This is a genomic window from Aminiphilus circumscriptus DSM 16581 (assembly GCF_000526375.1).
Taxonomy (GTDB): Bacteria; Synergistota; Synergistia; order Synergistales; family Aminiphilaceae; genus Aminiphilus; species Aminiphilus circumscriptus.
This window is the reverse complement of sequence record NZ_JAFY01000007.1, coordinates 1-15,555: the sequence shown is the minus strand read 5'-3', so window position 1 is coordinate 15,555 and position 15,555 is coordinate 1. Positions and strand designations below refer to the sequence as shown.

General features: G+C 55.4%; 12 protein-coding genes and 2 pseudogenes. 6 read left to right on the top strand and 8 right to left on the bottom strand.

What is annotated here, in order from left to right; genetic code table 11:
* Nucleotide 1 precedes the first annotated feature (1 nt).
* Nucleotides 2-919, bottom strand: coding sequence for a glycyl-radical enzyme activating protein (locus K349_RS0110610; protein ID WP_029165771.1), 918 nt, complete (start codon nt 917-919; stop codon nt 2-4).
* Between the two features lie 3 nt (nt 920-922).
* Entirely contained in the window at nt 923-1,624 is a 702-nt protein-coding gene (locus K349_RS0110605; protein ID WP_029165770.1) for a GntR family transcriptional regulator, read from the bottom strand.
* Between the two features lie 1,003 nt (nt 1,625-2,627).
* Between K349_RS0110605 and K349_RS0110595 the strand changes: the two genes are divergently transcribed.
* The 4 genes from K349_RS0110595 to K349_RS0110580 all read left to right on the top strand — a co-directional run bounded on the left by K349_RS0110595 (nt 2,628) and on the right by K349_RS0110580 (nt 7,423).
* Nucleotides 2,628-3,134, top strand: a complete 507-nt coding sequence (locus tag K349_RS0110595; protein WP_029165768.1) for a helix-turn-helix domain-containing protein — start codon at nt 2,628-2,630, stop codon at nt 3,132-3,134.
* 190 nt (nt 3,135-3,324) lie between these two features.
* A complete protein-coding gene (locus K349_RS0110590) occupies nt 3,325-4,584 on the top strand; it encodes a hypothetical protein (protein ID WP_029165767.1) in 1,260 nt (419 codons plus the stop codon).
* A gap of 331 nt (nt 4,585-4,915) precedes the next feature.
* A complete protein-coding gene (locus K349_RS0110585) occupies nt 4,916-5,959 on the top strand; it encodes an AI-2E family transporter (protein ID WP_029165766.1) in 1,044 nt (347 codons plus the stop codon).
* 30 nt (nt 5,960-5,989) lie between these two features.
* A complete protein-coding gene (locus tag K349_RS0110580; protein WP_029165765.1) occupies nt 5,990-7,423 on the top strand; it encodes a B12-binding domain-containing radical SAM protein in 1,434 nt (477 codons plus the stop codon).
* Nucleotides 7,424-7,493: 70 nt separating this feature from the next.
* On the opposite strand, the gene K349_RS0110575 is transcribed toward K349_RS0110580, so the two are convergent.
* From K349_RS0110575 to K349_RS0110560, 4 genes are read right to left on the bottom strand one after another with little or no spacing between them, the layout of a single operon-like run.
* Entirely contained in the window at nt 7,494-8,255 is a 762-nt protein-coding gene (locus K349_RS0110575; RefSeq protein ID WP_029165764.1) for an acyltransferase, read from the bottom strand.
* Between the two features lie 26 nt (nt 8,256-8,281).
* Nucleotides 8,282-10,264, bottom strand: coding sequence for an asparagine synthase (glutamine-hydrolyzing) (gene asnB / locus K349_RS0110570; protein WP_029165763.1), 1,983 nt, complete (start codon nt 10,262-10,264; stop codon nt 8,282-8,284).
* Between the two features lie 16 nt (nt 10,265-10,280).
* Nucleotides 10,281-11,366: a glycosyltransferase family protein gene (locus K349_RS0110565; RefSeq protein WP_029165762.1), complete on the bottom strand. Its 1,086-nt coding sequence runs from the start codon at nt 11,364-11,366 to the stop codon at nt 10,281-10,283.
* On the bottom strand, nt 11,366-12,229 hold the full coding sequence (locus K349_RS0110560) for an NAD-dependent epimerase/dehydratase family protein (RefSeq protein ID WP_034265675.1): 864 nt from the start codon (nt 12,227-12,229) through the stop codon (nt 11,366-11,368). The genes K349_RS0110565 and K349_RS0110560 overlap by 1 nt, the downstream gene beginning before the upstream one ends.
* A gap of 531 nt (nt 12,230-12,760) precedes the next feature.
* On the opposite strand from K349_RS0110560, the gene K349_RS17065 reads away from it, so the two are divergent.
* Nucleotides 12,761-13,039 carry a transposase gene (locus K349_RS17065; RefSeq protein ID WP_034265673.1) on the top strand — a complete coding sequence of 93 codons (279 nt, stop codon included), beginning with the start codon at nt 12,761-12,763 and terminating at the stop codon, nt 13,037-13,039.
* Between the two features lie 118 nt (nt 13,040-13,157).
* Here the strand turns inward: K349_RS17065 and K349_RS17060 are convergent.
* Nucleotides 13,158-14,143, bottom strand: a pseudogene (locus tag K349_RS17060) (IS5 family transposase).
* A 116-nt stretch (nt 14,144-14,259) separates the two neighbouring features.
* On the opposite strand from K349_RS17060, the pseudogene K349_RS18830 reads away from it, so the two are divergent.
* Nucleotides 14,260-14,757: pseudogene (locus K349_RS18830) on the top strand (IS3 family transposase); the annotation flags it as partial.
* Nucleotides 14,758-15,063: 306 nt separating this feature from the next.
* Here K349_RS18830 and K349_RS17055 read toward each other — a convergent pair.
* On the bottom strand, nt 15,064-15,555 hold a 492-nt coding region (locus K349_RS17055), incomplete at its 5' end, for an MATE family efflux transporter (RefSeq protein WP_034265669.1).

Below are 15,555 nucleotides of genomic sequence, written 5' to 3'. Positions count from 1 at the left end.
CTCATCCTCCGATCGTCACACTCAGGCCGTTTCGGGACAACAGTTCCGCCGCCCGCTCCATCTCCTCCGAAGACGGCGTTGCAAGGCTGGAAAGCGCGTAGGTCCTGCCGAGCTTCCGGTATTTGTCCCGTCCGCTCGGATGGTAGGGAAGCAACGAAACCTTCCGGACGCTCTGCAGCGTCGCCACAAAGGCTCCGGTATCGTGCAGATTTCTCTCGTCGTCGTTGATGCCCGGAACGAGCGGAATGCGTATCCAGAGAGGGACATTCCGGTCGCTCAACAGGCGTGCGTTTTCGAGGATCAGGTCGTTGGGAACTCCCGCAACCTCCTCGTGGCGCCTTGAATCCATGTGTTTGAGATCGTAAAGAAAGAGGTCCGCCAGCTCCGCCACGGCGAGAAGTGTCTCGGAGGGGGCGTAGCCCGAGGTATCCACGGCGGTGGCAATCTCCTCGTCGCGGCACGCCCGGAGCAGGGCCGCAAGAAACGCGGGCTGACTCAGGGGCTCGCCGCCGGAGAAGGTAACCCCTCCGCCGGACTGATCGTAGAAGAGCACGTCCTGCCGCACCGTGGCCATCACCTCCGCCACGGAGAGGGACTTCCCGGCCATCTCCAGCGCATCCGCCACACAGGCGCGACAACAGGCACCGCAGAGAATGCAGCGCTTCCGGTCCAGAATCACGCCGCCGTCGGGCGAGGGAGTAAGGGCCTTCTCAGGGCAGGCAGCGATGCAGGCGCCGCAGCCGATGCAGGCGCTCGACCGATGCAGTAGCTCCGGCCAGAAGGACTGGCTCTCCGGATTGTGGCACCACAGGCAGGATAGGGGGCATCCCTTCAAGAACACGGTGGTTCGAATACCCGGTCCGTCGTGGACGGAATATTTGCGCAGATCGAACACGATGCCCCGGACATCCCGCTCCATGGTTCAGACTCCTCTCTTGCGATCCAGCTCGGCGCTCCGTGCGAAATAGTACTTGCGGATGAACCGCTCCTGCACGGCAAAGCTCCAATGCACATCCCGCACATACTCGGCGGCACCGTTGTAGTCCTCCTTGCGGAGCAACCGCAAAATCTCCGCGTGCTCTCCCGTGGAGATAACCTCCCAATCCTTCACGAACCCCTTGCTCCGGGGAAAATCGTAAAGGCGCTCCTTGAGAATGCGCACCGAATGCAGCAGATCCTCGTTGTCCGAATAGTCGAGGAACACGTTGTGAAAAGCCAGATTCTTCGCATAGAAAAGGTCGAAATCATCCACCTCGAGAGCGGCGCGCATTTCCTCGTTGTAGGTCTCCATCCGGTCCAGATCCTCACTCCGAAGCCGAAGCGCCACCGAGGAGAGAACCGCGCTCTCCAAAGCCCCCACGATCTGGTAGATGTTTCGGATCTTCTCCAGGGTGAGCACGTTCACCATGGCGCCCCTTCGGGGAAAGATCGTGATGAATCCTTCCGATTCGAGCTGAAAAAGCGCATCCCGGAGCGGCGTCTTGCTAATCCCCAGCTCCTTGCTGATCTCGTTCAGGTTGAGAAAGGACCCCTGCTCGAGATGCCCCTCGTTGAGCTGCCTCTTCAGATATTCGTAGACCATCTCCCGAAGCGACTTGAGCACGAAACGCGCCGGCTTCTCCATCCCATTTCCCCTCCACCCATGCATAGATTCGCTGAAGCTGCGGTATGCGCGACCAAAACACGGCACATTCAAGAAATCTCTTCGTCTCAACACAGCCTCGATGGAAGGAGGAACAAATAGGATGCAATGTATCACAAGCATATTTCCACTCCTCTTTCCTGTCAAGTGGAAACATGTCACTCCTTCCAAAAACGAGTTTCATGCACTCAAAACAAGATCCGGTTTGATATATTGCACACTATATTTATTTTGTTTTCTTGTTTCTTCTCCACGAGGAAGGATCGCCGCGGGGCCCGCAAAGAGCTGCGAGACGCACCATGAAAAAACAGCCCTGCCGCTCTCCGCAGAACCGAGAACCATGTCTGAGCAAAATACAAGGAAGTTCTGAATAAAGACCTTTCGCTTTCGGAAACCCTGATCAAGTAGGAATCGCTCTCTCGATTTTCGATTGCATCGCGTTTTTTCGAGATCGGCGCGGCATTTTTCAGAGGTTCCTTTCCCTTGACTCGGGTCGCATCAGGCTCTGCGAGGTGCCTTTGCGGGGCTGACGCAGCCTTATTCAGAGATTCCACAAAAAGGAACGGAACCGCTTGCGTCATCTCCGATGTCTTTTTACATGCATACATTGTACCCCACTGCTCTTCAAAGACAACTCTTTCCATATTTCCAGGGGAACCGCCTTCTCCACCCGCCTCGCTTCATGTCAAAAAAACACTCTTAGCAGAAGAATGGCGGTTCCTTTAGGTCCCCTTCGTACCACCTATTCCGCAAACAGCCAATGTTTCTATCGCACATTGAAACAAAAATCAGAGAATGCAGAAGCCGTCACTAATTACACTATCCATTGCGCATCTTTTCTCCTATCCAGTCCCATCAAAATTCCATCGATCATCTTCAAAAAAAATCGAGCTGTTCTTTACAAAATCTTTCCGAATATATATAATCACAGATAAACAAACTCCGCGAGATGGAGGTTTTGAATTTCAATCAGGAGGTGTCCTTCATGGCAAGACCCAGCAAGAATCCCCATTCCACCATCGCACAACTCCGTTCCGCCCTCGGTATCGGTCAGGCCGATCTGGCGCGGATCCTCGGCGTGTCGAACATCACCATCAGCAATTGGGAAACAGGCGACATCGTCTCCAAACGCGGCAGTGGGGGCGACACGTTGGCGGCACTCATGGCACTGCTGAAGCAGAGTGTCAAGGAACCGGAATTTCTGGAGCCGGAAGTGCTCCGAAAATACCTCAAACTGGCCGCAAAGGGCGAGTTACTCCCCTACTACGCCCCCTACGGCGATCAGATGGATGGCCAATACGCGGAAGCCATCGGTTCGGGACTCCTTGTGGGCGTCCTGCTGGCGCTGCTTTTCGACGCCCATCTCGAAAAGAGCGGAAAGCCCTCTCCCCGGCAACACATCATGGGATCCGAGAAAATTCCCGTCACCACACTGAAAAGCATGTCCGACGAGGACCTCTTCCAGAAATTGACTCCTGGTTCATCCTTCTGAGCGTGGGGGCGCTACCCGGGCCCCTTTCCGTTGAGGATTCCGGAGCGCAACGCTCTCACCGAAGAACGCCGAAGACGTGACGAACGAAAGCACAAGCGGTATCATAGAACCCCGCCCCGAGGAGAAACCCGGAGGACTCCCTCTTCGGAGCATGTATGGTCATCCTGAGATGGTCGAAAGGAGGAGTACCATGTTCAACAATCCGTTTCGCATGGAGCATCATGTCTTCGAGGAACTGAACGACGTGCTCGCCGATCCCTCGAACCCCCTCGTGGCGGACTTTCTTCGGGTGGTAGCGAAATACGGCACACCCGAGGAGATCAATGCCAAGGCGGACGAGGCGAGAAAAATTCCCAATATCCTTGAAAGACTCCGCGCCGCAGGGTCACCCTATGTGCAGGATCTGGAATGGCTCGTTCGGGAGCGCGACCGGGGCTCCTTTGTCTCCGTCGGCGAGTTCCGGAGCAACGTACTGGGCGACGCCACGCCCTGCGCATCCTTCGACGCGTCCCGGGCCGTAACGCTGGAGGTGAGCGCCCTTCAGTACTTTCCCTGGCTCATCACGGAGGCGAAAAAGGCCCTCGACGAGCGGGAGCTGATGCCCGGCCGCATTATTCGGGTCCGGAAAATGCGCGAGCAGGAGCAGGACGGCGATCTGTTGGCCGTCACGGCAGCGGCGCAGATTCTCGGGGCGAGCCTTGTGGAAACCCTCGACACCAAGGGCACCGACGGCTCGAACGTCCACCTGGGCGGGCCAGACACCATCACAGGGTATTTCGGCGGTATCGGCCAGCCCAATGCGCATCCTCTCGAATGGGTCGATGAAGTCCTCTACTATTACACCACCTACGGCGTCCGGGAAGTGTTGAATACCAATTCCGGAACGGTCTTTCTCGGATATCTTCTGTATCGACTCGGCGTGAACGTGAAGTTCAAGATCTCCGTGTTCATGGGGAACGACAACCCCTACTCGGTGTTTTGGACCCTGTTCATGGCCAAACTCCTCGCACGAGCGGACGGCAGCACCCCCCTGATAGGCTTCAACCTCTCCAATTCCATCGACGCCCGCCACCTGGAACTGGCGGGCGACATCCGCCGCACCCTGGGACTGGAGGACAAGGTCCGCATCGAGCACCACATCACCGAGTGCTACCGGCACATCGTCCGGCAGCCTTACTGCCGCAGGGACGACCTGCTCGACGTGGCGGAACGCATTCCCAACATCTCCGCCAAGCACGAAGGGGGCGACCCGGAGAAGGAAATGGAGATGGAACGCCCCTCGGACATCCTGGACTACTTCCGGGACAAGCAGGAAATTCTCGCGAGCGGCGAAATGCCCGTTCTGGAGAAGCACTACCTTGCAAAGCATGACGCGATGAACCGCACCGCCGCGGCCCTGACCCGAAAGGGACTTTCCTTCATCGCCGCTCCCCTGCTGCACCGGAGGTAGCACGGAACGCACCGGCGCCGGAAGGAAGGCGAAAACGCTTTTGCACCGAAGCGAGGCCGCAGCTACCCGGATGAGAGGTGTTGCGGCCTCTGCGCTTCGCCCACGCCACCGCACCTCCGTGTTATGATCTTCGGAAGGGCTCGAACACACAAGGTGCAAGCGAGCAAGCAAGCAGCCCGGAAGAGAACGCCCCCGGACAAAACACACCGGGCGGCACCAAAGAACGGAAGCTCGCGACACAGCGCGCGAACGCAAGAAAAGAGCATCACCAGCACCGACACAAGGAGCACCGGCGGAAGAACATGCGTAAAAAGACAAGGGAGGATGTGCGATGGACAAAAACCGTGCGGCGACGGTTTTTCTCGGAATTCTCGCCCTCGTGGCCCTGGGGGCTGTTTTCAAGGCCGCAAAGGGCGTCGTCCTGCCCCTGGTCGTGGCGTGGCTCCTTTCCTATCTCTTCAGTCCTCTGGTGCGCTTTCTCGAGCGGAAGCGCATTCCTCCCGCCCTTTCCATCGCAGCGATCATCGTGACCTTCCTGGGGGTCTGTTTCCAGAGCGTCGCGTTCATGTACGACAAGATCATGCTCTTCGCCAACGCCTTTCCCCGGTATTACAGCCGCCTCATGGGGCTTGTGAACGCCTCGGGAGAAAATTTCGGCATCCCTCCCGGCTTCTGGCAGAATTTCGACCTGGGGCCGAAAATCGCCTCCTACCTTCTCGGGCTTCCCGCATCGGTGGCCACGCTACTGATGAATCTCTTTCTGGTCATGATCTTTCTCGTCTTCATCCTCCTTGGCGCGCCCTATCTGGAATACAAGCTGCGCTACGCCCTTTCGCCCGATGCGGCGAAAAAGGTCCAGAAAGCCATTGATTCCGTCTCTCATCAGATCGGGCGCTATCTGAGCACGCTCTTCTTCATCAGTCTCTCCACGGGAATCTGCGTCTGGCTCGCCCTGGCATTTCTCCGGGTGGATTTCGCCGTCACCTGGGGCGTTCTGGCCTTCGTGCTCAACTTCATCCCCACTCTCGGCTCCATCGCGGCCTCCATCCCGCCCGTTCTCGTCGCCCTGGTGAAATCCTATCCCTCCCTGGGGCATCCTCTCGTCGTGGCGGCGGCACTCCTCGTCATCCAGGTCACCATCGGCAACATCATCACGCCGAAGCTCATGGGCGACCGGCTGAACCTGAGCCCCGTGGGCGTGCTCGTGTTCCTTCTCTTCTGGGGGTGGCTCTGGGGAATTCCCGGGGCGCTCCTCGCGGTGCCCATCGCGGCGACAACGCGCATTATCTGCGAAAACGTGGACTCCCTGGCCTTCATCGGCGTCATGATGGGATCGGGGAAAAACTTCAAGAAGAACCTCACCGCCGCTTCCTAGAGAGCTCCGGAGTCGCTGCGGAGGTTTTTCGTGACACAGGAACAGAAGCTCTCCTCCTTTTCGGTGACTCCGGCAAACACCGCGACGGAGACGACTTCGCGAGAAAGGCAACGCGACGCAATGTGCTGCGAAAGCGTGCGCGGCGACGCCTCCGGGGGGCTCCTCTCCCTGCGGGGGGCCCGCGTGCTCGGGGTGAATCCCCCTGTCTTCGATTTCGCCTATTTCGATCTCTGGGCCAAGCCGCTGGGACTTCTCTATCTTCTGGAAACGCTTCGGCGAAACGGAAACGACGTGACCCTCCTGGACTGCATCGCCGAGGCAGGGGAAAAGAAGCGGAGCTTCGGACGCCGGGTCCCCCACAGGCAGCCCCTGCCCAAACCCGCCCCCTACCGGGACATTCCCCGCACCTACTCCCATTTCGGCCTTCCGGAGGAACGCTTCCTCGAACGCCTCCGCTCCCTGCCCGAGCCGGACGTGATCCTCGTCACCTCCGGCATGACCTACTGGTATCCCGGGGTCTTCTGGTGCATCGAACGCCTCCGGCACGTTTTTCCCAAAACACCTCTCCACCTCGGAGGAATCTACGCCAGGCTCTGCCCGGATCACGCCGCCCGCTCCGGCGCGGACTTCGTGCAGAGCGAGCCCTTTCCCGTCGCCGCACCTTTTCCGGCCCTGGATCTCTACGAAAACCCGGAATACGGCGTGGCCCTCACCTCCTTCGGCTGCCCGTTCCGGTGCGACTACTGCGCCTCCTCGCGGCTCTGGCCCGCCTACCGGCGAAAAAGCGTGGACGAGGCCGCAGCGGAGATCGCCGCCCAGCTCGCACTCCCCTCCGTGCGGTCAATTGCCTTCTACGACGACGCGCTGCTTTTGGACAAGGAGCACTTCTTCTACCCCCTCTGCGAGGAACTGGCGCGGCGCTTTCCCCGAACCGAAGAGGACAAGCCCCGCGTCTCGTTCCACACACCCAACGGCCTGCACGTGCGGGAGATCGACCGTACCTGCGCCGCCGTGCTTCGCCGCACGGGATTTGCCACCCTCCGCCTCAGCCTGGAAAGCACCGACCCCGCCATCCTTCTGGCGGGGTCGGAAAAAGTCGTGCCTTCCCATTATGAAGAGGCTCTGCAAAACCTGCGCCTCGCCGGATACGACGACGGAGCACTCGAGACCTATCTCCTCCTCGGCCTTCCCGGACAGAGCCGCGAGAGCGTGGAAGCCTCCATCCGCTTCGCCCGGGGCCTTGGCGCCAGGGTGAAACTCGCCGAATTCTCCCCCATTCCCGGAACGCCCCTGTTCGACGCGGCTTGCCGGATCGTGCCCGAACTCGCCACGGAACCGCTTCTGGCCAACAACTCCGTCTACGCCACCTACATCTCCGGCTCACTTTCACCGGAGGAGCTGCAAGCGCTCAAGGATCTCGCCGCAGGGAGGGAAAGAAGCGGCGACGAGCCCGCGCGTTCTTGAAAACGGCGCCGCGCTGCGGATGCAGCTTCAAACCCGTGCCTGTTCGGCTGATTGTCACTTCAATCGCCAATCAGCCGTCGAAGAAGACCTGCTTTTCGAGAAGCTGCTCCTCCGGAACAGGGCGCAGCACCCGGGCGGGAACCCCCGCCACCACCATCCGGGGAGGGACATGTCGCACCACCACCGCTCCCGCCGCGACGAGGGCGTCCTCGCCGATCTCGACGCCGGGCAAGAGCGTGGCGTTGGCGCCGATCCGGGCTCCCCTCCGAAGCGTGGGACCACCGAAGTGTTTCTTCCGCTCCTCCGTGCGCCCCAGAAAGTTGTCGTTCGTGAAGGTCACCTCGGGAGCGAGGAAACAGTAGTCCTCCACAACGCTCATGGCGGTCACGTAGGCCTCGGTCTCGATCTTCACCTTTCGCCCGATGCGCACCTTGTTCTCGACGGTCACTCCTCGCCCCACGATGGTGAGTTCCCCGATGGTCACATCCTCCCGAATGCTCGCCAGATCCGCCACGAAGACACCCCGCCCAAGGAAGGCCCCCCGGTAGAGAACGGCGCAGACCCCCACGGTGACCGCCTCGCCCAGTTCGAGGAACGGCAGCTCCCGGGGCTCTCCCGTCGTGGCGGAAAGAGAGGCCTTGGCGGGAAGCTTTCCCAGCACGGCGTTGTCGAAAATGCGACATCCGGCGCCGATCCGCACACCCCGGTGGATCACCACGTTGTGTCCGACCTCCACGCCGTCCCCGAGCACCACCTCGTCCTCGATGACCACGTTGTATCCCAAAGAGACATTCTTCCCCAGAATCGCTCCCGGAGCGACGCACTGTGCCATGGCGTTTCCTCCCTTGCCCCGAAGATTTATTGCCGCATCCACATCGCCAGGTTGATAATTCTCCAGAGCGGCATGGTTCCTTTTCGCGGCTGCTTTGCAAAAAGAGTATCCCACTCAGCCTGGATCTTACGAATATCAAGAAACGGGGCCAAGGATTCGTCAATCAATGTTTTAAAATAGGCACGCTTTGGCTGGAGCCATGAATACTCCGGTGTTGCAAACCCGATTTTATCGCAGCGCCGGTAGACCTTTTCCGGCAGAAGTGGCTTCATCGCCTCGCGCAACAGCCACTTGCTGAAGCCGTTATGAATTTTGTAAGAAGATGGAATGGAAAAGACTTCCTCTATCATCTTTCGATCATCCGCGAACGGCGTCCGCGACTCTATTTGAAAGCGCATGGAGTTTCTGTCCTCATAGCGCAACAGTGCCGGGAGCGAAGCTGAGGAAATGAGAGAAAAAAGCATCTCGTTCAAAGAATTCCAATCATACATGCGTCCCGCCATGCGCTCCAAGCCAGAGGAGAGGTATTTTTCTTTCAAGCTTGGAGATATGTATTCCAACAAGAGGTTACGCCTGGCATATCCCACCCTCTTGATGCTTTGAGGAAGCGATTTCTTGAAAACGCTAATAAACATTCCCACAGCAAGGCTCTTTTTCCCCATCGGGGCATTGCCCAGCGCTCGCCACTCCCTCGCCAGATCGCCCCAGGCATTCTTTTTAAGCATCTCCCGGAAAAACGCCGTATAGTAGGGAGCGTAACCGGTGAAAAGCTCGTCTCCACCCTGGCCATCCAACAGAACCGTCACGCCCCGATCCTTCGCCAGTTTCATCACGCGGTACTGAGCATAGATGCTGGTACTCCCGAACGGAAAGTCCTGCGTGTAAACCAAGTCCTCTAGATCTTTGATCAACTCATCTCCCCGAGGATAGACAGCGTACCATTCTCCTCCGGTATGCTCTGCAACCAAACGCGCCCAAGCACTCTCGTCAATGGAGACATCCTCGTAGCAAGCCGTGAAAGCGCGCGGCCTGTCGCCCACCTCGGTGATGCGCTCGCCCTTGAGAATCGCCCCGATGACGCCAAAAATCGACGAGCTGTCGATCCCCCCGGAGAGGCAACTCCCCACGGGAACATCCGACGAAAGATGACAGCGCACAGAGGCAAAGAGCAGCTCCCGAACCCGCTCCACGTACTCAGTCGCCTTTTTCGCGGAGAAAGGCTCCCAGGCAGCACCGTCGTCATAAGGCAGTTCGTAGTATCGGCGCACGTGCAGCCTTTTGTCAGCCAGATCAAAGCGGAAGGCGTGCGCAGGCGGAAGCTCCAGCACCTCTTCAAGGAATGTTGCACCGTCATCCCAGCGCTCGACTCCGAAAACAAGATAGTCGAAGATGGCCTCGGAACGCACGGTCCGCCGAAAGCCTGGAAGAACGGCAAAAGCCTTCACCTCCGATGCAAAGGCGAAAAAACCATCGTTCTTCACGTAGTAGAGTGGCTTCACTCCGAAACGGTCACGGGAACCAAAGAGCAGATTGCGCCGCCTGTCGTAGAGCACGAAGGCCCACATGCCGTCGAAGCGGTCGAGGCACTTCTCTCCCCACTCCCTGTACGCCGCCAGCAACACCTCCGTATCCGTGCGTGTTTTGAAGCGATGTCCCAGTTTCTCAAGGTCCGCACGAAGACTCTGGTAATTGTACAGCTCACCATTGAAAGTAACCCACAGATTGCCGTCATCGTAGCTCATCGGTTGATGCCCCGCGGGAGAGAGATCTATAATCGAAAGACGACGATGGGCTAGATAAAGGTCCGCCTCTCCCTCGAAGCGTGAAACATCGGGGAGGAAAAGCTGCGAGTCTGCCCCTCCCAAGGGTGTCACTGTTCCGTTCCGCATGGAGACAGCGATATACCCCTCGTCATCCGGACCACGATGGCGAAGACGTTGTGCCATGGTGTGAATCGTCAAAGCATTGGCATTTGAGTTAATATTGAGCAGCCCACATATTCCGCACATTTTGCACCTCGAGAAGTTACCTTTTGCCTTCGTAATATTCTTTCACTTGTAAAGCGATTTTTACAGGGTCATGCCATTTTTGAACATAATGATACGCATTCTCCGCTTTTTCACGCAACGCTTGACGATCAGCAACAAAGCGCCCCAAGACCTCATTAATGGTATCTGGCTGAACGCGGATAAAGGCATCATTGAGATCCTTCCGCATATCGGGAGGGATAAAACGAAGATCCTCTTCTCTGATATAGACAGCGACAGGCTTTCCCATCCGCATAACTTCCACCGCTAAGCCTCCGTACCAGCCTACGAGGACTTGATCCACAATCAAATCCGCATCACGATAAATTGCAAGAGCCTCAGAGTACGACTTACCTTCAACAAGAATAGTTTCTATCTCGCCAGGGAAAATGGTCTCAAGGTCGTAGAGAGCTTTCAAGATAATATCCGATCCCTTGCACTCACGATTTGTTGGAGCATGAACAACACGAAGTTTTTTCTTGGTAAGCAATGGAGGCCTATCAGTCTCTTCAAACCAATTTGCCACGGTATATGGTAGAAAAGAAGCCTTTGCTTCAGGCAAAAACCAAAGAAGATCTGGATTCACGGCAAACATGTGGTCTACATACAGGGCGAGCTTCGCTATTTTCCTCCGGCGAATTCGGTCCTGTTCACCGGAATTACACATGCCTTTGTAACACAGCGGATTATGACAAGCTGCTATGGAAGTCCGCTGCATTGTAGGATACTTCTGCCTTGCATCGCATCCGTTATATGTCACAAAAAGCTTAGCTTTAGCTGAATAAAAAGGGAGATCCAACGCATACATTCCGTATTTTGGATAGTCCAAAAGGGATGATCCAAAATTAAAATGAAAAATATCGTATTTGTTTCGATTTTTTAAGAAAGCACTTAAACTTTTTATAAATTTAATCGGTTTTCTCAAAAAGGAACATTCTGGGACATAAATAATTTCGTCGGCCTGATATGCCAGGTAATTAATCCCTATATTTAAAACTCTGCTCTCAAGACCAATTCGACGCTCCCCCTGAGACAAGCCCCATGAATTACCTCCAACGCTGGTTGGAAGATGGAGAACGCGCATCAATCGCCCCTCCTGCACAAAGACTTAACATAACGTTTTACTCCCTCTGCGAAAGAAATCTGTGGCCTCCACAATATCTTGCTCATCTTTTCAATACTGCCTACAATTTTACTTGGTGTACCTACTGTTTGCTCGAAAAGCGTTTCCTTACCAAGCGCTTGTCCGATGTGCTCTCCAATCTGACGCATGGAGAGAATCTCCGGGCCAGCGATGTTCACCTTGCAGCTCATTTCTAAAGTTAACGCTTTTAGGATTGCATGTGCTGCGTCCTCAACATATGTAGGGTTAATATGGAGACCATCCTCCCCGACAAGCTGGATCGGCTGGCCGTTTCGCACCCGCTCCACGAGGCGGGGGATGAGCATATTCTTGCGCTGTCCCGGCCCGTAGACAAAGAAGGGACGCAACACAACCACATTCATGTAGGACGTGTAGTTCTCCACAAGGATCTCACCGCACATCTTGGTTCCCAAATAAAAACCGAGTTCGCCGTGAGGGCAGACGGGAGCGTCTTCGTGGCACACCTCCGCTGAATTCCCATACACGCCACCGGATGAAGTATAGACAAACGTCCGCGCCCCAGCGCGCCGGGCATAATCGAGCGCCTTCAACAAACTCAGTGTATTCACGCGAAAGACACTTTCCGTGAATTCCGGAAATTCCCGAAACTTCTCCGATTGCGCCAAGTAAACGACACTATCAATGCGCCCTGGCAGAGGGTCGCTTGTCCATTCACGTTCCAGATCGGCAGAATACGTATTGGTTTTCCGACGTCCTATGGTAACGACAGTGTAGGTTGCTTGCAAAAGTGGCATCAGGTGCGTTCCGATAAGCCCCGATGCACCAAAAAGCAAACAGTTCATTCTTGATTCTCCTTTATCCACGTCCAAGGAAAACCCTGAACAAGTTTCTCAAAAAATGTTCACAGCGGAAGAAAAGGGTAAATGCCCGTAAAGACCACGTTTCCCGTGCTTCTGGCAGCGGAGAGCGAGGAATTACGTCTTTCGACCTTTTTTAACCCCAGTAGCGATTTTTGGAGACACCCCCCTGTGGACAGAAGAAACCCTCTCGCCATGTAGAGGTTACATAGAGAGAAGAGCACGTACACGACACCGGTATGTTTGGCAAAACCTTTATAGCGCACCTTGGGAATCCGAAGACGCATTTGACAACATGGAAGACATGTTCAACTCGAGAACGGACTCTTCTCTGGATGATCGTGACGGGTGCGTCAGTTCCCTCGGAGCGTTTTTAGCCCCGAGAGGCGAAAAAACGATTTTCCGCCTCGAACAATGGTGGAACGTGCAAATCGCGCATCCGGAACGGATCCGTTTGAGGTAAGTTGAAAATATCGGACACCAAAGTTACTATCCAACCAAAACGGAGGTGTCTGAATGGCAAAGAACGCAACGAACGGTCGCTATTCGAAAGAATTTCGGCATGAAGCCGTCAACATGATCATTGAAGGCGGCTTGACAGCATATGAAGCATCGCGTCAACTCTCCCTGCCCAAGTCGACCCTGGAAAACTGGGTGAGAGCGTACAAGGCCGGAAAACTTTCCGATATTGGCGGCGAGCGGCGGCCTCTCACTCAGGTTGAGGAGGAGCTTGAGCGCGTCAAACGAGAGCTTGCTCAAGTAAAACAGGAGCGCGATATCTTAAGGAAACCCTGAACAAGCTTCTCGAAAAATGTTCACAGCGGGAGGAAAAGAGGAAATGCCCCGTAAAGACCACGTTTCCCGCACCTCTGGCAGCGGAATGTGAGGAATTATCTCCGTCTCCCGACCCTTTTTAACCCCGGTAGCGATTTTTAGAGACACTACCCCCTGTGGACAGGAGAAAACCTCTCGCCATGTAGAGATTGCACAGAGCGAAGAGCACGTACACGACACCGGTATTTTTGGCGAGACCTTTATAGCGCACTTTGGTGAATCCGAAGACGCATTTGACGACGTGGAAGACATGTTCAACCCGCGAACGGACTTTTGAAAGAAGACGGTTTTGCTCTTTCTCTTCTTCGGTGAGCTTTTTGTGCTTCGTGGCTCTTTTTTGGGTATAATCCACGGCGCGCGGGGCTTTCGTCCGGATCTCTTCGGTTTTGCCCATGTAGGCCGAATCTCCCCGGACTTCTTTTTCTTCTCCGTGCAGGAGTTCACCGATTCGGGTGGAGTCGTGCACGTTCGCCGGAGTGGTGACGAGGCTGTGGACCTGTTTGCTTTCCTTGTCCACACCGACATGGACTTTCATACCGAAGTAGTACTGGTTGCCCTTCTTCGTGGAATGCATCTCCGGGTCGCGTTTCTTCTCTCAGGTTTTCGCCTGCGAAGGAGCATGGATGATCGTGGCATCCACGATGGTTCCCGCGGAGAGTTTTAAGCCCCGGGAGGCGAGATGAAGATTCACCGCCTCGAAGAGTTTCTCTGCGAGCTTGTGGGTTTCCAGAAGATGGCGGAACTTGCAAATCGTGCGTCCGGAACGGGTTCGTTGCCGAGATCGATACGGGCGAAGCGCCGCATGGACTCCACGTCATAGAGGGCTTCTTCTACACCGGGATCGCTGAGGTTGAACCAGTTCTGGAGAAAGTGGATCCGGAGCATTCTCTCCAGCCCTATGGGAGGACGTCCCTTTCCCTCTTTCGGATAGAAGGGTTCGAGAAGAGCGCAAAGCTCTTTCCAAGGGACTATCTGTTCCATTTCGGCGAGAAAGAGTTCCCGTTTTGTGGGTTTTCGGTATTTCTCGAACGAAATGGCGCTCGCGAAAGTTTTCTGTCGCTTCATCGTACCTCAGCCCCCTGGAAAGAAGGTCGCACCGGAGGAACATGGTGGCTTTGGGATTCATTTTACGGTCTCAAGGAAAAAACGGCGACATCCGCGCGGAGTTTTTCAGAGATTCCCAAAACTTTGTCACGGAGGCCCCGAATCAAGTCTGGGTAACGGATATCACTTACATCCCCACAATCTCTCCGGTCACAAGGATCTTTTTACCGGAGAGATTGTGGGCTACGCCATGGGAGAACGCATGACAAAGAATCTGGTCACCCAGTCCCTGTTTCGCGCTGTCGCTGCCAAGAGGCCTGCGGCTGGTTTGATTCATCATTCCGACCGCGGCAGTCAGTACTGCGCCGCGGACCTACCGAAAACTCCTTGACCAGTTCAAAATGCGGGCATCGATGAGCCGCCGGAGGAACTGCTATGACAACGCGCCCATTGAGAGTTTTTGGGGTGTGCTGAAAAACGAACTCGTTCATCATCGCCGTTACGAAACCCGGCAGGAAGCTATACGGCAGATCACGACGTACATCGAAATCTTTTACAATCGGCAGCGACGGCAAAAGAGACTTGGTTATCTCTCCCCTGCCGCCTATGAGAAACAATTTTTCAAAGAGCAGTAGCCTGCTTACATGTTTTGGTGTCCGCTATTTGACGACCGACCCCAGACGCCCCTTCCTCTTTCCAGATAGAAGGTTCGAGAAGAGCGCAAAGCTCTTTTTAAGGGACTCTCTGTTCCATTTCGGCGAGAAGAGTTCCCGTTTTGTGGGTTTTTGGTATTTCTTGAACGAAATGGCGCTTGCGAGGATTCGCTGTCGCTTTCTCGCACCTCAGCTTCCGGAAAGGAATGTCGTGCCGCAGAAATACGGCGGCTTTGGAATGCATTTTACAGTCTCAAGGAAAAAACACCGACATCCGCACGGAGTTTTTCAGAGATTCCCAAGCTTTTTACCCCGAATTTGAAGAACGGGGTACCCTAAAAACAGGCAAACGATGGAAAACATCAGCTTTAGTGCAACGATTTTCCCGTCCCACTTCGTGTTGTTAGAGAAAAACGCCGTGCAGAACACCACACCTCCAAGCAAGAGAAGCCATCCCAGCTTTCGCCAGGGAATCGGCAAAGGATGAAGCTTTTGAGTAAAATATAGATAGCCTGATGTGAGTACAAGATACGAAATGCAGGTACCCCAGGCTGCTCCAACAGCGCCAAAACGAGGAATGAGCAGCCAATTGGCAGCAAGGTTCACAAAAGCGGCCACCCATGCCATACGAGCAAGCAGAAATGTTTTTCTCTCCAAAGAAATACCGAGTGCTGAGATTTGCTGCGTAGATTGAAGTACCACTCCTAAACAAAGAATGCTTAAAGGCAACGCGCTTTTGGCGTACTCTGTGGGCATGAGCAAACCGATCACCTCTCCCGA

Bases quoted from the DNA above. Each gene is read 5' to 3' on its own strand.
- K349_RS0110610 (WP_029165771.1), bottom strand. From the start codon at position 919: ATGGAGCGGGATGTCCGGGGCATCGTGTTCGATCTGCGCAAATATTCC.
- K349_RS0110605 (WP_029165770.1), bottom strand. From the start codon at position 1,624: ATGGAGAAGCCGGCGCGTTTCGTGCTCAAGTCGCTTCGGGAGATGGTC.
- K349_RS0110595 (WP_029165768.1), top strand. From the start codon at position 2,628: ATGGCAAGACCCAGCAAGAATCCCCATTCCACCATCGCACAACTCCGT.
- K349_RS0110590 (WP_029165767.1), top strand. From the start codon at position 3,325: ATGTTCAACAATCCGTTTCGCATGGAGCATCATGTCTTCGAGGAACTG.
- K349_RS0110585 (WP_029165766.1), top strand. From the start codon at position 4,916: ATGGACAAAAACCGTGCGGCGACGGTTTTTCTCGGAATTCTCGCCCTC.
- K349_RS0110575 (WP_029165764.1), bottom strand. From the start codon at position 8,255: ATGGCACAGTGCGTCGCTCCGGGAGCGATTCTGGGGAAGAATGTCTCT.
- asnB (WP_029165763.1), bottom strand. From the start codon at position 10,264: ATGTGCGGAATATGTGGGCTGCTCAATATTAACTCAAATGCCAATGCT.
- K349_RS0110565 (WP_029165762.1), bottom strand. From the start codon at position 11,366: ATGCGCGTTCTCCATCTTCCAACCAGCGTTGGAGGTAATTCATGGGGC.
- K349_RS0110560 (WP_034265675.1), bottom strand. From the start codon at position 12,229: ATGAACTGTTTGCTTTTTGGTGCATCGGGGCTTATCGGAACGCACCTG.
- K349_RS17065 (WP_034265673.1), top strand. From the start codon at position 12,761: ATGGCAAAGAACGCAACGAACGGTCGCTATTCGAAAGAATTTCGGCAT.